Below are 22,787 nucleotides of genomic sequence, written 5' to 3'. Positions count from 1 at the left end.
CAATGATCGGTTCATGGCGCTGGAACATAACGCTCGGCCTAAGCGGAAGCTTGTTGACGCTCCTTTTTTCGATCGGCGATAACGGACCGGCCATTACCGGTCTTCGTTGCCTGTACGCGTTTATCGTTTTTTTCGCGCTGGCGTTTCCGGTTCGCGCCGCGTTGGCGGTTATCTTGAAGCCTCGGCCGGCGGCGGCCATGCGGCATGCCGCCGCGGCCGAGGAACAGCCCAAAGGGCAGGCGATCGATTATTCGACGCCGGAACAGGGCGAAGAGCTGCGCGAACTGCTTCATTATCAAACGGATGGAAACGTAACGCCGGAGTCAAGCCAACAATCGGACTTTAAACCGCTGTCGCCTCCAAAATTGGTTTCTACGCAAAACAAGGAGCCCGAAGAATTGGCAAAAGCAATACGTCACCTAACAGGAGGGTGAGACGATGATTGAGCCGAAAGCGCCTCATTTGTCGAACATCGAGATCTGGCGCAAGTGGAAAGAAGACGGGGACATCGAGGCCAAGAAACGGCTGATCGAGCAATACTTGTCCTTGGTCGACTACGTCAGCAACCGGATGGCCATCGGGCTTCCCAAGAACGTATCGAAGGACGACCTGGCCAGCAACGGCGTCATGGGCTTGATCGACGCCATCGAAAAATTCGACTACAGAAGAGGTCTTCAATTCGAGACGTACGCGTCCTGGCGGATTCGCGGGGCGATCATCGACGGCCTTCGCCAGGGCGACTGGGTTCCGCGCTCCGTGCGCGAGAAGGCGAAGCGGATTGAGGAAGCTTATCAGATATTGGAGCAGCAGTACATGCGCTCCGTGGAAGACGCGGAAATCAGCGGCTACCTGAACGTGACGGTGAAGGAATTCGGCGTCATGCTGCAGGAAATCGCCGTTACGACCGTATGCTCGCTGGAGGATCCGATCCGCGACGAGGAGTCGGAAACCCGTCTGTCGCTCCTCGTGGACGAGAAAGCGAAAAATCCGGATTACAAGGTGCATGAGTTTTTTCTGAAGGAATCCCTCGTCCGGGGGATCGACCGGCTGACCGAGAAGGAGCGGACCGTCATCTCGCTCTTCTACTACGAAGAGCTGTCGCTCAGCGAAATCGCGGAGGTCATGTCGCTTTCGCCTTCGCGCATCTCGCAGCTTCACTCCAAGGCGATTCTCCGGCTTCGGGGCGCGCTGGAGAAACAGAAGGATCAGCTCATGCAGCACTAACCGATCGAGGGAGGGGCAGTCGTGACGACGGCCGAACAAATGCAAAAATACGTGGTCGTGCAGCAGTCGCCCGATAAATTGACTGCGTTCGTGCAATTCAACGTGGCGGACGAAACGTTCTCCTGCACTTCTTCGCAGCTGGAAGATTATTTAAAGAGCCATGGCGTCAAGCATGGCGTGCTGCGGACCGTGCTGGACGACATCGCCGCGATGCCGAGCCGGTATTATTACAAGCAAACGGTCGTCGCGGAGGGCGAAGCGGCGGCGAACGGCAAGGACGGCTACATCCGGTTTTCCTATGACATGGACGAGGAAGGCTACCGCCCCGTCGAGCTGGAAGGCGGCAAGGTGGACTTCAAGGAAGTGACGCAGCTGAAGAACGTGAAGCGGGGCCAACTCATCGCGGAGAAGGTCGGGGCTACGCCCGGCAAAGACGGGGTGGCGGTCACGGGCGAGCCGATTGCCGGCCGCAACGGCAAGGAAGCGTACTTCAAGCTCGGCAAAAACGTCGTGCTCAATCCCGAACAAACGGCGCTCTACGCCGCCCTCGACGGGTTGGTCTCGATGACCGACAAGTCCAAAATCAACGTGTTCCCGGTGTACGAGGTCAACGGGGACGTCGACTACAAGATCGGCAACATCGATTTCGTCGGGACGGTCGTCGTTCGCGGCAACGTGCTGGCGGGCTTTAAGATCAAAGCATCCGGAGATATTCGGGTCGTCGGCGGCGTCGAAGGCGCCGTGCTTGAAACGGACGGGTCCGTCGAAATCACCGGCGGCGTGCTGGCGAGCGGCAAAGGCCTGATCAAAGCCGGCAAAAACGTGAAATGCTCCTTCATTCAGGAAGGCAACGTCATCGCGGCGGAGGATGTGCTCGTCTCGCAAAGCATCATGCATTCCCAAGTGCGCGCGGGCCGCAGCGTGCAGTGTACCGGCGCCAAAGGCCTCGTCGTCGGGGGGAGCATCCAAGCCGGCGAACGCGTCGTCGCGCGAACGATCGGCAACACGATGTCGACCGCGACCGTCATCGAAGTCGGCGTCCGGCCGGAGCTGCGGAGCGAGCTGCTGGAGCGGCGCACGCAGCTCCGGGCGCTGAACGACAGCCTGGACAAGACGGAGAAGGCGCTGGCGCTGCTCGATCAGCTTGCGGCGGCGGGCACGCTGTCCAGCGACAAGCTGGCGATGCGGATCAAGCTGACGTCGACGAAGCGGGCGGCGCTCGAGGAAATCGCGGACAACAGGGACCGGCTGCTGGAAATCGAACGATCGCTCGAAGATACCGACAGCGCGAAGGTGGACGTAGTCAACGTCATCTACGGCGGCACCAAAATCGTGATCGGCCGCAATACGCGCTTCGTCAAGGATGCGGCGCAGCGCATTTCGTTCCGATATTCCGAAGGCGACGTCATCATGGCTCCTTATATGTAAAGCATCGACGTGCGGATTCGAGCGGCGAACCGTTCGCGTCCGCATCGGAAGGAGGACCGCGCATGCCGTACAGGCCGATCGATTTTCAAGTATCCGTGCCGCGCACGCCCGAAAGCGCCTCGCAGCAAAGCCAAATGAACCACCGGCCCGCGCTGGAGCAAGCGCTGCTGGAGAAGGACGCGGCCAAGACGATGGAGGAGCAGCGCAGCCGCAATGCGGAAGTCGAACAGAGCGGCAATCGCGGCATCTCGTCGGAGCACGACCGGAATTCCCGTTCCGCGGAGAAGCGGGGGGCCTGGCAGAACCGGGGACAAACGGGTCAGGAACGCAAGGACGAGCGCGACGAACCGCCGCATCCTTACAAGGGCAAGCATATCGACGTGTCGACATGAAGCATCATAACCATAATTGCAGGTGATTCGAAATGGAACCGTGGCAAACCATCATGCTCCTCGGAGGCATCGCCATTGTTTGCGCAGCCGTGCTTCCCCGCAGGAAGGCCGCCGACGGAAGCGCGCGAGGCGGCGCGGAAGACCGCGACCGGACCATGCGCGGCATGGAAACCGCGCTGGAGCAGTTCATGGAGAACATGGAGGCGGACAACCGGGAAATCGCGGATCTGGTCGGCAAATCGGCGCAGGAAGCGCAGGCGATGGCGGCGAAGCGGGACGAGCGGCTTGAACGGCTCGAAACGCGCTGCGCCGAGCTCGAAGCGGCGCTGTCCGAGCTGCTGCGAACGCAGAGGGAAAGCAAGACGATGCCGGCTCTATATAATGTAGGGACACCGCCGGAGGTGTCTTCGATTGCGGCGGACGAACCTTCGATTCCGGCCGAAGCGGGCTTGCGGGAAGCTGCGTTCTTGGCTGCGGACAGCCCGGAAGACGATACTCGAACGGACTCGATTCGCGGCCGGTACTCGGAGCTGTTCGAGCTCCATTCGGCCGGCAAGTCCATCGAGGCGATCGCGAAGAAGCTGGGACGCCACAAAGGAGAAGTCCAGCTGATCCTTCAACTGGCGAAGCAAGAGGAGGCGGCGCGATGAACAGGCGGACGTTTCTGTTCGGACTCGGCGTCGGCATCATCTTGGGTGCCGGATTGCTGCAGTTGATGCTGATCGGCGAGAAGCAGGCCGAAGGCTTGAACGCGCTGCCGGAGACGATGGCCGAGGTCAAGACGTACTCGCAAGCGGATCTCGACAAGGCCGTCGCGGACGAGCGCGAGCGCGTTCGCGCCGAGCTGCTGCCGAAGACGGCGACGGAGAACGCCAAGCCGTCGTCCGCGCCGGGCGAGGCGGCGGATAAGCCGGCTGCCGGCGCCAAGGACGAGAAGGCCGGGAAACCGGCGGCATCGGACGGGGAAGACAAAGCGGTCGATCAGGCCCGAACGATCGTGCGCATTCCGCCGAACGCGAGCGTATCGGAGACGGCGGAACTGCTTGCCGAACGCGGCATCATCGCCGACAAGCAGGCTTTCATCGACCTGATGCGATTGAAAACGATTCGCGCGGGCTATTTTTCGTTTCAGGGCAAACCGACCCTGCAGCAGGTGCGCGGCATCGTGACGAGCCAGCCGCTCGATCCCGAAACGGCCAAGCGCGATTTGGATAAAAGCGGGAAATGACGCCGTATTGAAAACGGCGTCGAATTGCCGTCAAATGCGGTTGCATGGCCCCATCCGGATATGGTATAGTAGTTGACGGTGTTAAAAACACACGCCGATTAATTTTGCCATTGGTGCTTCGGCCCGGTCGAAGTGATGGCGGAAAATGAGATCGGCGGAGGAAAACAAAAAACCATTTAACAGGAGGTGTTGAAGAGATGGCGGTTATTTCCATGAAACAGCTTCTTGAAGCTGGGGTACACTTCGGTCACCAAACTCGTCGCTGGAACCCGAAAATGGATCGTTATATCTTCACGGAACGTAACGGGATTTACATTATCGATTTGCAAAAAACGGTAAAGAAAGTCGAAGAGGCTTACAACTTCGTTCGCTCGATCGGCGAGCAAGGCGGCACGATTCTCTTCGTCGGCACGAAAAAACAAGCACAGGATTCGGTTAAGGAAGAAGCGGAACGTTGCGGCAACTTCTACATCAACCAGCGTTGGCTGGGCGGCACGCTGACGAACTTCCAAACGATCCAAAAACGTATCGATCGTCTGAAAACGATCGACAAATGGGAAGAAGACGGCACGTTCAACGTGCTTCCGAAGAAAGAAGTCATCCTTCTCCGCAAAGAGAAAGATCGTCTCGAAAAATTCCTCGGCGGCATCAAAGGCATGCGTTCCCTGCCTAGCGCCCTCTTCGTCATCGACCCTCGCAAAGAGCGCATCGCGGTTGCCGAAGCGCGCAAGCTGGGTATCCCGATCGTCGGCATCGTAGACACGAACTGCGATCCGGACGAGATCGATTACGTCATCCCGGGTAACGACGATGCAATCCGCGCAGTAAAATTGCTGACGGCGAAAATGGCCGACGCAATCGTTGAATCGCGCCAAGGCGAAGTCACGACTGCTTAATATTCATTGACGAACCGACTAGAAAGGGTGGTCAGAAGGTGCATAACCTCTCACCGCCCTTTTTTTAAAGTCAAACCTTATCCAATTTCAGGAGGTCACGAACGATGGCGGTAAGTGCGAGTGCAGTAAAAGAATTGCGTGAAAGAACGGGCGCGGGCATGCTGGAATGCAAAAAAGCGCTGGACGAAACGAACGGCGACATCGCGAAAGCGATCGACCTGCTTCGCGAGAAAGGACTGTCCGCGGCGGCGAACAAAGCGGGCCGCGTAGCGACGGAAGGCACGGTCGAGTCCTACATTCACGCCGGCGGCCGCATCGGCGTGCTCGTCGAAATCAACTGCGAAACGGACTTCGTCGGCAAAACCGATCAATTCCGCGAATTCGCGCGCGATATCGCGATGCAAATCGCGGCGGCTAGCCCGAAATTCGTCAGCCGCGAAGAAGTGCCGGCCGATGAGCTGGAAAAAGAGCGCGAAATTCTGAAGGCGCAAGCCCTCAACGAAGGCAAGCCAGAAAAAATCGTCGAAAAGATGGTTGAAGGCCGCATCAGCAAATACTACGAAGAGTACTGCCTGCTTGAGCAAGCGTTCATCAAAGATCCGGACAAAACGATCCACACGCTGCTTAAAGAAAAAATCAGCACGATCGGCGAGAACATCTCGATCCGTCGCTTCGTTCGTTATGAACTCGGCGAAGGCTTGGAGAAAAAAGAAGACAACTTCGTTGCCGAAGTTATGTCTCAAGCCAAATTGTAATCCGAACGCACAGGCGGGGCGGGGCGTTCGCCCCGCCGTTTTTTCTACTTACCGACCGCTGCGCGATAAGCAGCATTCATTTCGAGTATGCGGCCTTAAGACAAGGTCCAAGATGGAGGTAAACCACGTTGCAAAGTCCCGTGTACAAACGTATCGTGCTGAAGGTGAGCGGGGAATCGCTCTCGGGTAACAATGGGTATGGAATCGAATCCTCCGTGATCTCTTCGATCGCCGAGCAGGTCAAAGAAGTAGTGGAACTTAACGTTGAAGTGGCGATCGTCGTCGGCGGCGGAAACATCTGGCGCGGCATCGCGGGTTCGGCAAAAGGCATCGACCGCGCGACGGCCGATTACATGGGAATGCTTGCCACGGTTATGAATTCTCTCGCGCTGCAGGACGCGCTCGAACAAATCGACGTGCCGACTCGCGTGCAAACCTCGATCGCGATGCAGCAAATCGCGGAACCTTATATTCGCCGCCGGGCGATTCGTCACCTGGAAAAGGGACGCGTCGTTATTTTCGCGGCCGGCACGGGAAATCCGTACTTCTCCACGGACACTACTGCCGCATTGCGCGCAGCTGAAATAGAAGCCGAAGTCATTTTAATGGCTAAAAACAAAGTGGACGGCGTCTATTCCGCCGATCCGTTCAAGGACGCTTCCGCGGAGAAATTCGAGACGCTGACGTACCTGGAAGTGCTTAACCGCAATTTGGGCGTGATGGACTCCACGGCGTCGTCGCTCTGCATGGACAACGACATTCCGCTCGTCGTATTCTCCATTACGGAAGCCGGAAACATTAAGCGCGTCGTGCTGGGAGAAAAAATCGGAACAATCGTGATGAAAGGGAGTGCGTCCTAGTGCCGCAAACCATAAAGAAGAACGCCGAAGAACGGATGGACAAAGCGATCGCCGCGCTGAAGCGCGATCTGTCGACGCTCCGCGCCGGACGCGCGACGCCGGCTCTGCTGGACCGTCTGCAAGTCGAATATTACGGCGCCTTGACGCCGGTCAACCAATTGGCGAACATCAACACGCCGGATTCCCGCACGCTGCTCATCCAGCCATGGGATAAATCCTCGCTGGGCGCCATCGAGAAAGCGATCATGAAATCCGATCTCGGCTTGACGCCTTCGAACGACGGCTCCACGATTCGCATCGGCATTCCGATGCTGACGGAAGAGCGCCGCAGCGAGCTGGTCAAGATGACGAAGAAATTCGGCGAAGAAGCGAAGGTTGCCATCCGCAACATCCGCCGCGACGCGAACGACGACATCAAGAAGCTCGAGAAGACGGACATTTCCGAAGATGAATCCCGCCGCCACCAGGACGACATCCAAAAAACGACGGACAAATTCATCGCCGAAGTGGAAAAAGTGCTCGCCGCCAAAGAGAAGGACATCATGGAAGTATAATAATGCGTACCGGCCCCTCCGAATGGTGGGGTTTGTTGCATAAATCGACGCTAGCGGCGGGAGGACGAGCATGTTACAGCGATTGAAGGCCTTGTTTGGCAAAACGTCCGCGGCGCCGCTGCAGACGTTGGAATCGGATAACATCCCGCAGCATATCGCGATCATCATGGACGGCAACGGCAGGTGGGCGAAGCGCCGCGGCCTGCCGCGCATGGCCGGCCACCATTCCGGGATGAAAGCGGTCAAGCGGATCACGATGGCCGCGGATCGGGTAGGCGTCAAATATTTAACGCTTTATGCGTTTTCGACGGAAAACTGGAAGCGGCCGAAGGCGGAAGTCGAATTTCTGATGAAGCTGCCCCAGGAGTTCCTCGCCATGGAGATCAAGGATCTCATGGAGAAGAACGTGCGGATCCGCATCATGGGCTACAAAGAGGATTTGCCCTCCCACACCCTGAAAGCCGTCGAGGACGCCGTCGCCCTGACGTCGGGTAATACCGGTCTCGTCCTGACGTTCGCGCTGAACTACGGCAGCCGGAAAGAAATGATCGAGGCCATGAAAAGCATCGGCCGCGATATCCGGGACGGCAAGCTGGACCCGGACGAAATCGACGTGCCGGATGTGGAAAGCCGCCTGTTGTCGACGGGCCTTCCGGATCCGGATTTGCTCATTCGCACGAGCGGCGAACTGCGCCTCAGCAATTTCATGCTTTGGCAGCTCGCTTACAGCGAAATGTGGTTTACGGACGTCTACTGGCCCGAGTTTTCGGATCAACACTTCTATGAGGCGGTCCGCGAATACCAACGAAGGGCCCGCCGATACGGCGGATTGTAACGAGCTGGACTGGAGAGTGTCATACGCGTGAAACAACGCATTATTTCGGGCGTGCTTGCCGGCGCCGTGTTTGTGGTACTGACCGTGCTGGGCGGATGGTATTTCTTTGCACTTCTACTTTTTCTGACGATCGTCGGGATGATGGAGTACATCCGGATGAACGGCGTGTCGATGAAGCATCCGCTGGCCTGGCTCGCGATGGCAGGTACGCTGCTGCTTTTCTTGCCGTGGGACGACTTCGGCCTGCATCAGCCGGCAGCCTTACATATGATTTGGATGTTGATGTTTATTTTGCTCAGCGTGACCGTGCTGACCAAGAACGAAGTGACGATCGACGGAGCGGCGCTCATGCTGCTCGGCGCGCTCTACATCGGATACGGCTTTCATGCGATGTACGAGGTCCGCGGCGGCGAATCGCACGGACTCATGACGACGATCATGGCGTTTTTCGCCATATGGGCGTCGGACGCCGGCGCGTATTTCACGGGCAAAGCGATCGGCAAAAACAAGCTGTGGCCGGCGATCAGCCCGAACAAAACGATCGAAGGGTCGCTCGGCGGCGTCGTGCTTGCCTTGCTGATCGCCTTGGTGTTCGCGTGGATGTATCCGGACGAGATCGGCATCGGCCGCGCGATCATGATCGGACTGGTGGCGGCCGTGGCCGGACAGCTCGGCGACTTGATCCAATCCGCGTACAAACGGGTGCGCGGCATCAAGGATTCGGGCACGCTGCTGCCGGGGCACGGCGGCGTGCTCGACCGCTGCGACAGCTGGCTGATCGTGTTTCCGCTGCTCATCATGACGAATTTGCTGCCGTTGTAAGGCGCTCGGGGAGGCCAATAGATTGAAGAAACTAACGATTCTCGGCTCGACGGGCTCGATCGGGACCCAAACGCTGGACATCGTCGGACGCGAACCGGACCGCTACCGGATCGAAGGGCTAGCGGCGGGCAGCAACGTGGATTTGCTGGTGCGGCAAGCGCGGCAGTTCCGTCCGAAGACCGTATGCCTGTCGTCCAAAGCGCTGGCGGACGAAGCCAGACCGCACCTGCCGGCCGGCACGAAGGCGGTGTTCGGCGACGAAGGCTTGGTCCAGATCGCGGCCGAGACGGACGCCGATACGGTCATGACGGCGATCGTGGGCAGCCGCGGGCTGCCGGCGACGCTGGCCGCCATCGACGCGGGCAAGTCGATCGCGCTCGCCAATAAGGAAACGCTCGTGACGGCGGGCCACTTGGTCATGCGCCGTGCGGCGGAACGGGGCGTGGCGATATTGCCGGTGGATAGCGAGCATTCGGCGATTTTCCAATGCCTGAACGGCGAACGGCGCCAAGATATCCAGCTCATCACGCTGACCGCATCGGGCGGTTCGTTCCGGGATCGGACCCGCGAGGAGCTTCACGGGGTCACCGTCGCGGAGGCGCTCAACCACCCTAACTGGTCGATGGGGGCGAAAGTGACGATCGATTCGGCCACGATGGCCAATAAAGGGCTGGAGGTCATCGAAGCGCACTGGCTGTTCGGCTTGCCGTACGACCGCATCGAGGTGCTGATCCATCCGGAGAGCATCATCCATTCGTACGTCGAGTTCGTCGATCGCAGCGTCGTCGCGCAGCTTGGGCTTCCGGACATGCGGGTGCCGATTCAGTACGCGCTGACGTATCCGGAGCGCCGGGTATCGCCCGCGGAGCCGCTGGATCTCGCGAAGCTGTCCGCATTGCACTTCCGGACCATGGACTACGATCGTTATCCGTGCCTGCGCTTCGCGTACGAGAGCGGCCGGGCCGGGAAGTCGGTTCCGACGGTATTCAACGCGGCCAACGAAACGGCCGTAGCCCGGTTCCTGAACGGCGAAATCACCTTTTTGCAAATCGAAGACGTCATCGCGTCCGTGCTGGATCGGCACGAGATCGTCGAGGTTCCCGATGTAACGGCGATCGCCGAAGTCGATGCCTGGGCTCGCCGGACGGCGGCAAGCATCTGACGGGGGGTTCTCTTGTATCGAACGGGAGAATAATGATAATCTAAGTACAGGCCGTTACGAACAGGAGGCTCGAGAGCGATGCACACGATACAAGTCGTCTTTTTGACGGTAATGGTCTTCTTCGTCATCGTGACCATACACGAATGGGGTCACTTTTACTTTGCGAAGCGCGCGGGGATATTGGTAAGGGAGTTCGCGATCGGCTTCGGGCCGAAGCTGTTTTCCATCAAGCGCGGCGAGACGCGCTACACGCTGCGTCTCGTGCCGGCGGGCGGATTCGTCCGCATGGCCGGGGAAGATCCGGAACTGATCGAGATTCAGCCGGGACAGACCATCGCCGTTCGCGTCAAGGACGGCAAGGTGTCCCGTATTTATTTGGACCGGCTCGACGACCGCACGAACGTCGTGCGCGGCGAAGTCGAATCGATCGATATCGAGAACAAGCTGAAGCTGGCGCTCAACGCGGACGGGGTGACGGAGTCGTTCGACATCCACCCGCAAGCGCTCATGATCGCGAAAGGCAAGGAGACGCAGATCGCGCCGCTCGACCGCCAATACGGCAGCAAGACCGTCGGCCAGCGCGCGCTTGCGATCGTTGCGGGACCCGTCATGAACTTTGTCCTGGCTTTCGTGCTGTTCGGCGTTTACTTCCAGATGGCGGGCGTGCCGATGGAGAATCCCGACCGGCTGTTGATCGGCGACGTCGTGGCCGGCATGCCGGCGTCCAAGGCCGACATCAAGGTCGGCGACGTCATCGATTCCGTCAACGGCGTCAAGATCGGGGCCGATTCCGAGAAAATGATCGATTTGATCAGCAAATCGCCCAACGTGCCTTTGACTTTCACCGTCGTTCGCGAGGGCAAGACGATCACGTCCAAAATCACGCCGAAGCCCGACGACACCGGCGCCGGCAAGCTCGGGATCACCGCCGCGGTTCCTTCGCGCTCGGTCAAGTTCGGCGAGACGTTCAAGTACGCGGGTCAAGCGATGAAGAACATGACGATCATGATTTTTGAAGGCTTCAAAAACTTGATCATCGGCAATTTCAAGCTCGACGATCTCGGCGGTCCCGTCCGGACGGCCCAGGTAACGAGTCAAATCGCCTCGCAGGGGATTACCCAGCTGACGTCGTGGGTGGCTATTTTGAGTTTGTATTTGGGGATATTCAACCTGCTGCCGATCCCGGCGCTCGACGGAAGCCGTTTGCTCTTCCTCGGCCTGGAGGCGGTTCGCGGACGACCGGTCGATCCGAACCGCGAGAGCATGGTCCATTTCATCGGCTTCGCGATGCTCATGCTGCTGATGCTGGCCGTCACGTATAATGATATTTTGCGCTTGGTAAGAGGGGAGCACTAGTCGGTCATGTCGAAGGATAAACAATTCGTAACGGAAATTACGCCGCAGAGCGAGGACTTTTCGCGCTGGTACATCGATGTCATCAAGAAAGCGGAGCTCATGGATTATTCGCCGGTCCGCGGCTGCATCGTGTTCCGGCCGGAAGGATTCGAAATTTGGGAGCATATGCGCGACGAGCTGGACCGCCGCTTCAAGGAAACGGGCCACCGCAACGCGTACTTCCCGATGTTCATCCCGGAAAGCTTCTTCTTGAAAGAGAAGGAGCACGTCGAGGGCTTCAATCCGGAGCTGCCGTGGGTTACCGAGGCGGGCGGCGAGAAGCTCGAGGAACGGCTCGCGATCCGTCCGACGTCGGAAACGATCATCGGCCACATGTATTCGAAATGGATTCAATCCTACCGCGACCTGCCGGTTCTGATCAATCAATGGGCGAACGTCGTCCGTTGGGAGAAGCGGACGCTGCCGTTCCTGCGCACGACGGAATTCCTCTGGCAGGAAGGGCATACGGCGCACGAGCTGGAATCGGAAGCGCGCGAGGAAACGAACCGGATGCTCGAAATTTACCGCGACTTCTGCGAGAACTTCTTGGCGATCCCGGTCATCATGGGCCAAAAGACGCCGTCCGAGCGCTTCGCCGGCGCGGTCGACACGTATTCGATCGAGGCGATGATGAAGGACGGACGCGCCGTGCAAGCGGGCACGTCGCACTACCTGGGCAACAAGTTCGCGGTGGCGTTCGATATCAAGTACTTGGACCGCGAGAACACGCAGCAGTTCGTACATACGACCTCGTGGGGCGTATCGACCCGTCTGATGGGCGCCATGATCATGGTGCACGGCGACGACCGCGGCCTCGTGCTGCCGCCGAAAGTCGCGCCGACGCAGGTCGTCATGATTCCGATCGGACCGCCGAAAACCCGGGAGCAAGTGGTTGCGCGCGTGGACGAGCTCTACGCCGAGCTGAAGCGCGCCGGCATCCGCGTCAAAGTCGACGACCGGACGGACATGAGCCCGGGCTGGAAATTCAACGAATACGAGATGCGCGGCGTGCCGGTCCGACTGGAGCTCGGTCCGCGCGACATGGAGAACGGACAAGTCGTGCTCGTCTCCCGCATCTCCGGCGAGAAGCGGATCGTGCAGCAAAGCAGCTTGAAGGAAGAAATTGAACGTATGCTCGCGGACATCCACCGTGATATGTTTGAACGCGCGAAGCAATTCCGGGCGGAGCATTCGTATTCGGTCGATACGCTCGACGAGATGAAGGCCTTATTCGAAGAGCAGCGCGGCTTCGTGCTCGCAGGCTGGTGCGGATCCGAAGCGTGCGAACGGCAAGTGAAGGAAGAGACGGGCGCCACGAGCCGGAACATTCCGTTCGAGCCGGCGGAGCGGAAGTCGACCTGTCTGGTATGCGGAGAGAAGGCGGAGCATTCCGTCGTATTTGCTCGGGCCTATTGATTTTGGGGGAGGGCAATATGAACCAAACCGGGGAAAAACGGCAGCGGTTCGAACTGCTGATGAAGCAGGCGGACCTGCCGCCGCAAATCGCGAATGAACATTTTGGCGATGGGCATATAGACAAAGTGATCGTAAGCCGGAGTAACCGGGAATGGACGTTTTGCATCAGCAAAACGTCCTTGGTTCCTTTACCGGCTTTTGGCGTTTTTTGCAGGACGATTCAAGGGAAATTCTCGCATATCGCGAAGGTTTCCTTCCAGTTCCTCTACGGCGAAGAAGTGCCGCGGGACGAACTGATTCACGAATATTGGCCGGCCTTCGTGGAATGGCTGCAGCACAGCAACGCGTCCATCAACGGATGGATGAGCAAGGCGCGAATCGAGGCGGACGGCGAGCTCGTCACTTTGTACATGATGGACGACATGGGCCTGCAAATGGCAAAAAAGAAAGGCATCGACGAGCTGGCGGCGGGCTTTTACCGCGATCAGTTCGCGGTCGACATTCGCGTCAAGCTGAAGGTCGCGGACTCGAAGCAGGAGATTTACGAGGCGTTCGAGCAGAAACGTCAGCAGGAAGAACGCGACGTCATCGAGCAGATGATGACCTCGTCGATTCCGGATGCGCCGCCGGCCGATGAAGGCGACGTCCGGCTCGTGGTCGGTTACGACATTCGCGAGGAAGCCGTGCCGATCATGAATATTCTCGAAGAGGAGAAGAAAATCGCCGTGCAGGGCACGGTGTTCAACCTCGAGGAGAAGGAGCTGCGCAACGGCAGCACGCTGTTCACGTTCAACGTCACGGACTTCACCGATTCCATCGCGATGAAGATGTTCGCCAAGACGAAGGACGACGTAAAGGTACTGAAGCAGCTCGCGAACGGCAAGTGGATCAAGGCGCGCGGCCGCGTGGAGTACGACCGGTTCATGATGGAGCCCGAGCTCGTCATGATGCCGTCCGACCTGCACGAGGTCGTCGCGCCGAAGGAGAAGAAGGACGAAGCGGAAGAGAAGCGCGTCGAGTTTCACCTTCATACGACCATGAGCACGATGGACGCGGTGACGCCGGTCGACGTTTACATCAAACAAGCCGCCAAGTGGGGGCACAAGGCGATCGCGATTACGGATCACGGGAACGTGCAATGCTTCCCCGAGGCGGCGAAGGCCGGGAAAAAGAACGACGTCCAAGTGCTGTACGGGCTCGAAGCGAACGTCGTCAACGACGCCGTGCCGATGGTCATGAACGCGCGCGAGGAGCCGATGGCGGCGGCCGTGTACGTGGTCTTCGACATCGAGACCACCGGTCTGTCGGTCGTGAACAACCGAATCATCGAACTCGCGGGCGTCAAGATGCAGGAGGGCAAGGAAATCGATCGTTTTTCGACGTTCATCAACCCGCACGAGCATATCCCGTACAACATTCAGCAGCTGACGAACATTACGAACGAAATGGTCGCGGACGCGCCGGAGCTGGAGCCGAAAATCCGCGAGTTCGTCGAATTCATCGGCGACGCGGTGCTGGTGGCGCACAACGCGCGGTTCGATATGGGCTTCATCCAGGCCGCCTGCAAGCTCTACGGGGTGCCGGAAGTGACGAATCCCGTGCTCGATACGCTGGAGCTGGCTCGCTTCCTGCATCCGTCGATGAAGAACCACCGGCTGGGCACGCTGGCGGACAAATACAAAATCAGTCTCGAGAACGCCCACCGCGCCATCGACGACTCCATCGCCCTCGGCGGCGTGCTGTTCGGGCTCATCGGCGATGCGGCGGCCCGCAACATAACCGGCTTGCATATGCTAAACGACTACGTCGGGCTGGACCTGTCCAACTCGCGGCCGTTCCACTGCTGCATCTACGCGCTGAACGCGGTCGGCAAGAAGAACTTATTCAAACTGATTTCTATCTCCCATACGAAACACTTCAAACGCGTCGCCGTCATCCCGAAGAGCAAGCTGACGGAGCTTCGCGAAGGACTGCTCATCATTTCGGGCTGCGAGAAGGGCGAGTTTTTCGAAGCCGTGCTGAACAAGTCGGTGGAAGAAGCCGAGGAAACCGCGCGGTACTACGACGTGCTGGAGGTCCAGCCGGTAACGTTCTACATGCATCTCGTGGAGAAGGGCTTCGTCGCGAGCCGCGCCGAAATCGAGCAGGCCTTGCGGCGCGTGTGCGATATCGGCGACAGGCTGGGCAAGCCGGTCATCGCGACCGGGAACGTGCACTACCTGAAGGAACGCGACAAAATGTTCCGGGACATTACGATTCACGGCATCACCGGCTTCAGCCCGCTGAAGGACATTACGAAACCGGACGCGCATTTCCGGACGACCAAAGAAATGCTGGACGAATTCAAGTTCCTCGGCGAAGCGAAGGCGTACGAAGTCGTCGTGAAAAACACGAACGAGCTCGCCGGCCGGTTCGAGAAATTCGATCTGTTCCCGTCCAAGCTGTTCGTGCCGATCATGGAAGGCGCGGACGAAGAAATGCGCGCCACATGCTACGAGACGGCAAAACGGCTCTACGGCGATCCCATCCCGGAGGTCGTCGTCCAGCGGCTCGAGAAAGAACTCGTGCCGATCACGAAAGCCGGCTTCTCCGCGAACTATCTCATCTCCGAGCGGCTCGTGAAGAAGTCCAACGCGGACGGCTATCTCGTCGGCTCCCGGGGTTCGGTCGGCTCGTCCGTCGTCGCGACGTTTCTCGGCATCTCCGAGGTTAACCCGCTGCCGGCGCACTATCTGTGCCTGAACGAAGCGTGCAAGTACAGCGAATGGTTCCTCGACGGAAGCTATCCGAGCGGCTTCGACCTGCCGGATAAGCTATGCCCGAACTGCGGCAAGCCGCTGAAGGGCGAGGGGCAGGACATTCCGTTCGAGACGTTCCTCGGCTTCAAGGGCGACAAGGTGCCCGATATCGACTTGAACTTCTCGGGCGAATACCAGGCGACCGCGCATAATTTCACCAAAATCATGTTCGGCGAGAAAGCCGTGTACCGCGCGGGCACGATCGGCACGGTCGCCGAGAAGACGGCATACGGCTTCGCCAAGAAGTACGAAGAAGAGAAGGGCAAGAAATGGCGCGGCGCGGAGCTGTCCCGGCTTGCGTCCGGCTGTACCGGCGTCAAACGCAGCACCGGTCAGCACCCCGGCGGCATCGTCGTCGTGCCGGACTACATCGACGTGGAAGACGTGACGCCCGTGCAGTATCCGGCGGACGACTTGAACGCCGAATGGCAGACGACGCATTTCGATTACCACGCCTTCGAGGAAAATTTGCTGAAGCTCGATATTCTCGGGCACGACGATCCGACCATGATGCGCATGCTGCAGGACTTGACCGGCGTCGATCCGACGACGATTCCGATGAACGATCCGAAGGTCATGAGCATGTTCAGCTCCACGGACGCGCTCGGCGTCATGCCGGAGAAGATCCGCTCGTCCGTCGCCACTTACGGCGTGCCGGAGATGGGCACGAAGTTCGTGCGGCAGATGCTCGAGGAGACGAAACCCGCGACGTTCGCGGATTTGCTGCAAATCTCGGGACTGTCCCACGGTACGGGCGTCTGGCTCGGCAACGCGCAGGAGCTGATCAAGAACCGGACCTGCACGATCAAGACGGTGATCGGCTGTCGCGACGACATCATGTTGTACCTGATCTACAAGGCCGGCATGGACGCGGGGCTCGCCTTCAAAATCACCGAGAGCGTGCGGAAGGGCCGGGGGCTCACGCCGGAGTGGATCGAGGAAATGAAGAATTGCAAGGTCCCGCAATGGTACATTGATTCCTGCCTCAAAATCGAGTACATGTTCCCGAAAGCCCATGCGGCGGCCTACGTCATATCCGCGGTGCGGACGGCCTTTTTCAAGCTCTATTATCCGATCTATTATTACGCGACGTACTTCTCGATCCGGGCCGAGGACTTCGACCTGGACCTGCTGTGCCAAGGCTACGAAGCCATCCTGAAGCGGATCATCGAAATCGAGCAAAAAGGGTTCAGCGCCACGCCGAAAGAAAAGAACAGCGTCTCGCTGCTCGAAATGGCGCTCGAAATGACGGCGCGGGGCTTCTCCTTCAAACCGGTCGACCTTTACCGCTCCGAGGCGACGCGCTTCATCGTCGAAGGCAATTCGCTCATTCCGCCGTTCGGGGCCATCAGCGGCATCGGCGAGAACGCCGCCCGCAACATCGCGGCGGCCCGGGACTTCGGCGAGTTCCTTTCGATCGAAGACTTCCAGCAGAAGTCGAAAGCCACGAAGACGATCGTCGAAGTGCTGACGGGCATGGGCTGTTTCCGCGGCCTGCCGGAATCGAATCAGCTGTCGCTGTTTTAGAAGCGGCAAGCGGGGAGCGGCGTCTCGGCGCTTGACGGCCCGCACCGTATTGTCACGGATTCGTGATTATGGTATAATCTTTCTGGTAATGCTGATGATACGACTTTTTCGCAGAAGAGTGGGGAAACCCACTCTTTACGTTTTGTCTGCACCTTTTTACCTGTACGAATGACAGCGAGATTCTCCTTCGTAAGCGAGACGACCGAAAAATTAACGGACAGCGCGCCTATCCGACGACGACAGGCTGCAATGGGAGGTACAACGTTTTTGAGCACACCTAAAATCAAAAGCGCCGTCGAGGACATGGTCAAACCGTTTCTTGACGAACATGGATTCGAACTCGTGGACGTGGAATACGTGAAAGAGGGAAGCAATTGGTTCCTTCGCGTCTACGTCGACAAAGAAGGCGGCATCGACATCGACGAATGCGGACGGATCAGCGAATATTTGAGCGAGCAGCTCGATGCGAACGACCCGATTCCGGAAGCTTATTTCCTCGAGGTCTCGTCTCCGGGAGCGGAACGTCCGCTGAAGAAGCCGGAGGACGTCGCCAAGTCCGTAGGCAAGCATGTCTTCGTGACCACGTATGAGCCGATCGGCGGCTTGAAAGAGTTCGAGGGTACGCTCGCGTCCTTCGACGGCGAAGAAGTCGTGATCGAGATCGGCAAAAAGAAGCATGCCATTCCGTACGCGAAAGTGGCAAGCGCGCGTTTGGCCATCCTCTTCTGATTGACGGAAGAGGCGGCTTTATCATAACGTAGGGAACCAGTCGAAAGGGGGAACTCATTTCCAATGAGCATGGAATTTATCGAAGCATTAGCGGAAATCGAAAGAGAGAAAGGGATCAGCAAGGATATTTTGCTGGAAGCGATCGAGGCTGCCCTGATTTCGAGCTACAAACGCAATTTCAATACCGCCCAGAACGTCCGGGTGGACATTAACCGGTTTACGGGCGTCATCAAGGTATACGCTCGGAAGACCGTCGTCGACGAGGTGCTGGATCCGCGTCTCGAAATCTCGGTCGAGGCTTCCCGCGAGATCAACCCGCACTATACGCTGGACGACGTCGCGGAAATCGAAGTGACGCCGCGCGATTTCGGACGGATCGCGGCGCAGACGGCGAAGCAGGTCGTCACGCAGCGCATTCGGGAAGCGGAGCGCGGCCTGATCTATAATGCGTTCATCGATAAGGAAGAGGATATCGTCAACGGCATCGTCCAGCGCCAAGACGTGCGCAACCTGTTCATCGATCTGGGCAAGGTCGAGGCGGTGCTGCCGCTGACCGAGCTGATGCCGACGGATAAGTTCAAGCACGGTGACCGCGTCAAGTCGTTCATCACGAAAGTGGAGAACACGACGAAGGGGCCGCAAATCTTCTTGTCCCGCACGCATCCGGGCCTGCTCAAGCGGCTGTTCGAGCTCGAAGTGCCGGAAATTTACGACGGCGTCGTCGAGATTCGCTCGGTCGCGCGCGAAGCGGGCTTCCGTTCCAAGATCGCCGTGCATTCGCGCAATCCGGAAGTCGATCCGGTCGGCTCGTGCGTCGGGCAGAAGGGCATGCGCGTCCAGACGATCGTGACGGAGCTGAAGGGCGAGAAGATCGACATCGTGCGCTGGTCGGAGAGCGTGGAAGAATACGTCGCGAACGCGCTGAGCCCGTCCAAGGTCATCGAAGTCATCGTGTACGAGCAGGAGAAGATGGCGCGCGTCATCGTACCGGACTACCAGCTTTCGCTCGCGATCGGCATCAAGGGGCAGAACGCGCGGCTGGCCGCGAAGCTGACCGGCTGGAAAATCGACATCAAGAGCGAATCGCAAGCCGAGCAGGAATACGGCCGTCCGAAATCGGCGATGAGCACGATGCATCAAGATTCCGTCTCCATCGATTGATCGGGGCGGGCCATCGCCCGGGGGAGGGATGAAGGATGAAACCGAGAAAAATTCCGCTGCGCAAGTGCGTGGCTTGTCAAGAAATGAAGCCGAAGAAAGAACTGATCCGGGTCGTCCGCACGCCGGACGAAGCCGTTCTGATCGATTTGACGGGCAAGAAGGCGGGCCGCGGCGCTTATCTCTGCGGACAGGTGGATTGCTTCAGGCTGGCGAAGAAGAGCCGGGCGCTGGACCGGGCGCTGAAGCAGACGGTCGGGGCGGAGATCTACGACCAGCTCGCGCAGGATTTCATCGCCGTCGAAGACGAGTTTATCGCAAGCAAGGATGAGCCCGATGAAGCAGAGGAAGCATAAGGCGCTGTCCATGCTCGGCATGGCGATGCGGGCCGGGAAGCTGGTCACCGGCGACGAAACCGTGCTGAAGGCCGTCCGTCAAGGCAAGGCGGCGCTCGTCATCCTCGCGGCGGACGCCTCGGATAATACCAAGAAGAAGTTTAGGGATAAATGCGCGACGTACGACACGAACTGCGTGGAGGCTTTTGACCGGATTGCGTTGGGAGAGGCGATCGGGAAATCGGAGCGGGTCATTCTCGGGCTGACGGATGCCGGTTTTGCCAAAAGCATCGTTCAAAGCTTAGCTGAATCTACGGAGGTGGAGTATATTGACTAAACAACAAGACAAAGACAACAAAGATAAATTGCGCGTATACGAATACGCGAAATCGCTCAACATGAGCAGCAAAGAAATCATCACGATTCTAAAACGTCTCAATCTGCCCGTGAACAACCATATGAGCGTCATGGAGAATGAGATGGTTTCGAAGGTGGAAGGTTTCTTCCGCGACATCAAAGCGAACGCGGCAGCCAAACGCGCGCAGGAGAACGCGACGGTTTCGGCGGCCCAATCGTCCAATCGGCAGCAGCAGGAGCGCAAGCCGCAGCACGCGCTCAACGCATCCGTTCAGCAAGGCAACAAAAATACGAAAGAAAAACAGGGGAATATGACTATTTCACATACAACGGAACAATCCAAGAACGCGGCTACGTCCGCCAACACGACGACCAGTCCCTCGCCGGCTTCGGGCCAGGCATCCAGCGCCCAAACTTCGGGCACTTCTTCGAACAGCGACAATCAGAATCAACGCCCGCATAACCAAGGCGGCCAAGGCGGCCAAGGCAATCGTCAAGGCGGTCAAGGCGGCGGCTATCAGGGCAACCGTCAAGGCGGCCAGGGAGGCCAAGGCAATCGCCAAGGCGGCCAAGGCGGCGGCGGTTATCAAGGCAATCGTCAAGGCGGCCAAGGCGGCGGCTATCAGGGCAATCGTCCGCAAGGCCAAGGCGGCGGCTACCAAGGCAGCCGTCCGCAAGGCCAAGGCGGCGGCGGTTATCAAGGCAACCGTCCGCAAGGCCAAGGCGGCGGTCAGGGCGGTCAAGGCAGCCGTCCGCAAGGCCAAGGCGGCGGCGGCTACCAAGGCAATCGTCCGCAAGGCCAAGGCGGCGGTCAAGGCGGCTATCAAGGCAATCGTCCGCAAGGCCAGGGCGGCGGCCAAGGCGGTTATCAAGGCAACCGTCCGCAAGGTCAAGGCGGCGGCCAAGGCGGCTACCAAGGCAATCGCCCGCAAGGCCAGGGCGGCAGCGCCGGCAGCGCGCCTGCGCGCACGTTCGACAACAGCAACCGCGGCGGCACGTCGGACGATCGGAGACGCAACAATCCGAAAGCCTCGAACAATTCGTACAACAACAACAAGCGATTCGAAGACAACAACGGCCGGGGCGGCAAGAACAATAGAGGCGGCAAGAACAACCGCGGCCGGAACCAGCAGCAGGAACGCCGCGAGAAGATCGACAATACGCCGAAGAAAATCATCGTGCGCGGCACGGTAACCGTCGGCGATCTGGCGAAGCTGCTGCATAAGGACGCTTCGGAAGTCATCAAGAAGCTCATCATGCTCGGCGTCATGGCGACGATCAACCAAGAAGTCGACCTGGATACCGTGCAGCTCATCGCGGCGGAATACGGCGTCGAAGTCGAAGTGAAGATTCCGGTCGAGGAAGATCAATTCGAGACGATCGAAGAGAAGGACGAAGAGGAGTCCCTCGAAGCGCGTCCGCCGGTCGTCACGATCATGGGTCACGTCGACCACGGCAAAACGACGCTGCTCGACGCGATCCGCAAAACCAACGTCACGAGCGGCGAAGCAGGCGGCATTACGCAGCATATCGGCGCCTACCAAGTCGAGATCAACCATAAGAAAATCACGTTCCTCGATACGCCGGGCCACGAAGCCTTCACGCTGATGCGGGCGCGCGGCGCGCAGGTAACGGATATCACGATCATCGTCGTGGCCGCGGACGACGGCGTCATGCCGCAAACGGTCGAGGCGATCAACCACGCGAAGGCGGCGAACGTGCCGATCATCGTCGCGGTGAACAAGATCGACAAGCCGGACGCCGAGCCGGACAAAATCAAGCAGAGCTTGACGGAGTACGGACTGGTGCCGGAAGAGTGGGGCGGCGACACGATTTTCGTCAACGTCTCCGCGAAGCAGCGCATCGGCCTGGAAGAACTGCTCGAAATGATTCTCCTCGTCGCCGAGGTGAACGACTATAAAGCGAACCCGAACAAACGGGCGCGCGGCACCGTCATCGAAGCCGAGCTGGACAAAGGCAAAGGGCCGGTCGCGCGGATTCTCGTGCAGCACGGCACGCTCAAAATCGGCGACGCATTCGTCGCCGGCAATTGCTTCGGCCGCGTCCGGGCGATGGTCAACGACAAGGGCCGCCGTCTGAAGGAAGCCGGTCCGAGCACGCCGATCGAAATCACCGGTTTGACGGAAGTGCCGCAAGCGGGCGATCCGTTCCTCGTGTTCGAGGACGAGCGCAAAGCACGCGACATCGCCGAGCGCCGCGCCATCAAGCACCGCCAATCCGAGCTCGGCGCGAACTCGCGCGTAACGCTCGAAGATTTGTACAATCATATTAAAGAAGGCGAGATCAAGGATCTCAACGTGATCATCAAAGCCGACGTGCAAGGTTCTTCCGAGGCGCTCAAGGGCTCGCTCGCGAAGATCGACATCGAAGGCGTGCGCGTGAAAATCATTCACAGCGGCGCGGGCGCGATCACGGAATCCGACATCAACCTCGCCGCGGCTTCCAGCGCGATCGTCATCGGCTTCAACGTGCGTCCGGAACCGCAGGCGCTGGCAACGGCCGAGCAAGAGAAAGTCGACATCCGCCTGCACAGCATCATCTACAACGTCATCGACGAGATCGAACACGCGATGAAGGGCATGCTGGATCCGGTATTCAAGGAAGTCGTCATCGGCCAGGCCGAAATCCGCAACCTGTTCAAGGTGACCAAAGTCGGCGTCATCGCGGGCTGCATGGTCATCTCGGGCAAAATCGCGCGGAACGCCAAAGCGCGCTTGATCCGCGGCGGCATCGTCGTCTTCGAAGGCGAGATCGAATCGCTCAAACGGTTCAAGGACGACGCCAAGGAAGTGGCCCAAGGCTACGAGTGCGGCATTACGCTGGATAAATACAACGACCTCAAAGAGGGCGACATTATCGAAGCGTACATCTTAGAGTCCGTGGAGAGGTGATTGA

The 22,787-nt window shown here is 58.9% G+C and carries 21 protein-coding genes; all 21 read left to right on the top strand.

Features of this window, described 5'->3' with window-relative positions; translation table 11 throughout:
- Positions 1 to 2 precede the first annotated feature (2 nt).
- The 21 genes from I8J29_RS20645 to infB all read left to right on the top strand — a co-directional run bounded on the left by I8J29_RS20645 (position 3) and on the right by infB (position 22,783).
- Positions 3 to 434 (top strand): hypothetical protein, encoded by a 432-nt coding sequence (locus tag I8J29_RS20645; protein ID WP_208849382.1) that lies wholly within the window; start codon positions 3 to 5, stop codon positions 432 to 434.
- 4 nt (positions 435 to 438) lie between these two features.
- Positions 439 to 1,224, top strand: a complete 786-nt coding sequence (locus I8J29_RS20640) for a FliA/WhiG family RNA polymerase sigma factor (RefSeq protein WP_090637590.1) — start codon at positions 439 to 441, stop codon at positions 1,222 to 1,224.
- Positions 1,225 to 1,263: 39 nt separating this feature from the next.
- The gene (locus I8J29_RS20635; RefSeq protein WP_208849393.1) at positions 1,264 to 2,652 is read left to right on the top strand and encodes a DUF342 domain-containing protein; all 1,389 of its coding nucleotides are present in this window, start codon (positions 1,264 to 1,266) and stop codon (positions 2,650 to 2,652) included.
- A 62-nt stretch (positions 2,653 to 2,714) separates the two neighbouring features.
- Positions 2,715 to 3,044, top strand: a complete 330-nt coding sequence (locus I8J29_RS20630; protein ID WP_208849381.1) for a hypothetical protein — start codon at positions 2,715 to 2,717, stop codon at positions 3,042 to 3,044.
- Between the two features lie 32 nt (positions 3,045 to 3,076).
- On the top strand, positions 3,077 to 3,694 hold the full coding sequence (locus I8J29_RS20625) for a hypothetical protein (RefSeq protein ID WP_208849380.1): 618 nt from the start codon (positions 3,077 to 3,079) through the stop codon (positions 3,692 to 3,694).
- Positions 3,691 to 4,272 (top strand): hypothetical protein, encoded by a 582-nt coding sequence (locus I8J29_RS20620; RefSeq protein ID WP_208849379.1) that lies wholly within the window; start codon positions 3,691 to 3,693, stop codon positions 4,270 to 4,272. Before I8J29_RS20625 ends, I8J29_RS20620 begins: the two co-directional genes overlap by 4 nt.
- 197 nt (positions 4,273 to 4,469) lie before the next feature.
- Complete coding sequence (rpsB, locus tag I8J29_RS20615; RefSeq protein WP_090637582.1) at positions 4,470 to 5,168, top strand: 30S ribosomal protein S2; 699 nt, start codon at positions 4,470 to 4,472, stop codon at positions 5,166 to 5,168.
- A 104-nt stretch (positions 5,169 to 5,272) separates the two neighbouring features.
- Positions 5,273 to 5,923, top strand: coding sequence for a translation elongation factor Ts (gene tsf, locus I8J29_RS20610; RefSeq protein ID WP_090637580.1), 651 nt, complete (start codon positions 5,273 to 5,275; stop codon positions 5,921 to 5,923).
- A gap of 128 nt (positions 5,924 to 6,051) precedes the next feature.
- The gene (pyrH, locus tag I8J29_RS20605; RefSeq protein WP_208849378.1) at positions 6,052 to 6,783 is read left to right on the top strand and encodes a UMP kinase; all 732 of its coding nucleotides are present in this window, start codon (positions 6,052 to 6,054) and stop codon (positions 6,781 to 6,783) included.
- Positions 6,783 to 7,337, top strand: coding sequence for a ribosome recycling factor (gene frr / locus I8J29_RS20600; protein ID WP_090637576.1), 555 nt, complete (start codon positions 6,783 to 6,785; stop codon positions 7,335 to 7,337). The genes pyrH and frr overlap by 1 nt, the downstream gene beginning before the upstream one ends.
- Before the next feature lie 70 nt (positions 7,338 to 7,407).
- Entirely contained in the window at positions 7,408 to 8,172 is a 765-nt protein-coding gene (locus I8J29_RS20595) for an isoprenyl transferase (RefSeq protein ID WP_208849377.1), read from the top strand.
- Positions 8,173 to 8,199: 27 nt separating this feature from the next.
- Complete coding sequence (locus I8J29_RS20590) at positions 8,200 to 8,994, top strand: phosphatidate cytidylyltransferase (protein WP_208849376.1); 795 nt, start codon at positions 8,200 to 8,202, stop codon at positions 8,992 to 8,994.
- A gap of 22 nt (positions 8,995 to 9,016) precedes the next feature.
- Positions 9,017 to 10,156: a 1-deoxy-D-xylulose-5-phosphate reductoisomerase gene (locus I8J29_RS20585; protein ID WP_208849375.1), complete on the top strand. Its 1,140-nt coding sequence runs from the start codon at positions 9,017 to 9,019 to the stop codon at positions 10,154 to 10,156.
- 78 nt (positions 10,157 to 10,234) lie between these two features.
- Positions 10,235 to 11,512 (top strand): RIP metalloprotease RseP, encoded by a 1,278-nt coding sequence (rseP, locus tag I8J29_RS20580; RefSeq protein ID WP_208849374.1) that lies wholly within the window; start codon positions 10,235 to 10,237, stop codon positions 11,510 to 11,512.
- 6 nt (positions 11,513 to 11,518) lie between these two features.
- The gene (gene proS, locus I8J29_RS20575; RefSeq protein WP_208849373.1) at positions 11,519 to 12,967 is read left to right on the top strand and encodes a proline--tRNA ligase; all 1,449 of its coding nucleotides are present in this window, start codon (positions 11,519 to 11,521) and stop codon (positions 12,965 to 12,967) included.
- Positions 12,968 to 12,984: 17 nt separating this feature from the next.
- Positions 12,985 to 17,292, top strand: coding sequence for a PolC-type DNA polymerase III (locus tag I8J29_RS20570; protein ID WP_208849372.1), 4,308 nt, complete (start codon positions 12,985 to 12,987; stop codon positions 17,290 to 17,292).
- A gap of 267 nt (positions 17,293 to 17,559) precedes the next feature.
- Positions 17,560 to 18,021 (top strand): ribosome maturation factor RimP, encoded by a 462-nt coding sequence (rimP, locus tag I8J29_RS20565; protein WP_208849371.1) that lies wholly within the window; start codon positions 17,560 to 17,562, stop codon positions 18,019 to 18,021.
- Between the two features lie 63 nt (positions 18,022 to 18,084).
- A complete protein-coding gene (gene nusA, locus I8J29_RS20560; RefSeq protein WP_208849370.1) occupies positions 18,085 to 19,182 on the top strand; it encodes a transcription termination factor NusA in 1,098 nt (365 codons plus the stop codon).
- Positions 19,183 to 19,217: 35 nt separating this feature from the next.
- Positions 19,218 to 19,535, top strand: coding sequence for an RNase P modulator RnpM (rnpM, locus tag I8J29_RS20555; protein WP_090637561.1), 318 nt, complete (start codon positions 19,218 to 19,220; stop codon positions 19,533 to 19,535).
- Entirely contained in the window at positions 19,516 to 19,851 is a 336-nt protein-coding gene (locus I8J29_RS20550) for a L7Ae/L30e/S12e/Gadd45 family ribosomal protein (RefSeq protein ID WP_177222029.1), read from the top strand. The genes rnpM and I8J29_RS20550 overlap by 20 nt, the downstream gene beginning before the upstream one ends.
- Positions 19,844 to 22,783 carry a translation initiation factor IF-2 gene (infB, locus tag I8J29_RS20545; protein ID WP_208849369.1) on the top strand — a complete coding sequence of 980 codons (2,940 nt, stop codon included), beginning with the start codon at positions 19,844 to 19,846 and terminating at the stop codon, positions 22,781 to 22,783. The genes I8J29_RS20550 and infB overlap by 8 nt, the downstream gene beginning before the upstream one ends.
- Positions 22,784 to 22,787 lie beyond the last annotated feature (4 nt).

This window comes from Paenibacillus artemisiicola (genome assembly GCF_017652985.1).
GTDB lineage: Bacteria > Bacillota > Bacilli > Paenibacillales > Paenibacillaceae > Paenibacillus_Z > Paenibacillus_Z artemisiicola.
Note: the sequence above shows the minus strand (reverse complement) of the source record. Positions and strands in the feature narration are given on the sequence as shown.

What these genes read in the sequence shown, in the direction of transcription:
- I8J29_RS20645 (WP_208849382.1), top strand. Translation starts at nt 3, where the DNA reads ATGATCGGTTCATGGCGCTGGAACATAACGCTCGGCCTAAGCGGAAGC.
- rnpM (WP_090637561.1), top strand. Translation starts at nt 19,218, where the DNA reads ATGAAACCGAGAAAAATTCCGCTGCGCAAGTGCGTGGCTTGTCAAGAA.
- I8J29_RS20640 (WP_090637590.1), top strand. Translation starts at nt 439, where the DNA reads ATGATTGAGCCGAAAGCGCCTCATTTGTCGAACATCGAGATCTGGCGC.
- I8J29_RS20635 (WP_208849393.1), top strand. Translation starts at nt 1,264, where the DNA reads ATGCAAAAATACGTGGTCGTGCAGCAGTCGCCCGATAAATTGACTGCG.
- I8J29_RS20595 (WP_208849377.1), top strand. Translation starts at nt 7,408, where the DNA reads ATGTTACAGCGATTGAAGGCCTTGTTTGGCAAAACGTCCGCGGCGCCG.
- proS (WP_208849373.1), top strand. Translation starts at nt 11,519, where the DNA reads ATGTCGAAGGATAAACAATTCGTAACGGAAATTACGCCGCAGAGCGAG.
- I8J29_RS20630 (WP_208849381.1), top strand. Translation starts at nt 2,715, where the DNA reads ATGCCGTACAGGCCGATCGATTTTCAAGTATCCGTGCCGCGCACGCCC.
- I8J29_RS20620 (WP_208849379.1), top strand. Translation starts at nt 3,691, where the DNA reads ATGAACAGGCGGACGTTTCTGTTCGGACTCGGCGTCGGCATCATCTTG.
- tsf (WP_090637580.1), top strand. Translation starts at nt 5,273, where the DNA reads ATGGCGGTAAGTGCGAGTGCAGTAAAAGAATTGCGTGAAAGAACGGGC.
- I8J29_RS20570 (WP_208849372.1), top strand. Translation starts at nt 12,985, where the DNA reads ATGAACCAAACCGGGGAAAAACGGCAGCGGTTCGAACTGCTGATGAAG.
- I8J29_RS20625 (WP_208849380.1), top strand. Translation starts at nt 3,077, where the DNA reads ATGGAACCGTGGCAAACCATCATGCTCCTCGGAGGCATCGCCATTGTT.
- rpsB (WP_090637582.1), top strand. Translation starts at nt 4,470, where the DNA reads ATGGCGGTTATTTCCATGAAACAGCTTCTTGAAGCTGGGGTACACTTC.
- nusA (WP_208849370.1), top strand. Translation starts at nt 18,085, where the DNA reads ATGAGCATGGAATTTATCGAAGCATTAGCGGAAATCGAAAGAGAGAAA.
- rseP (WP_208849374.1), top strand. Translation starts at nt 10,235, where the DNA reads ATGCACACGATACAAGTCGTCTTTTTGACGGTAATGGTCTTCTTCGTC.
- I8J29_RS20550 (WP_177222029.1), top strand. Translation starts at nt 19,516, where the DNA reads ATGAAGCAGAGGAAGCATAAGGCGCTGTCCATGCTCGGCATGGCGATG.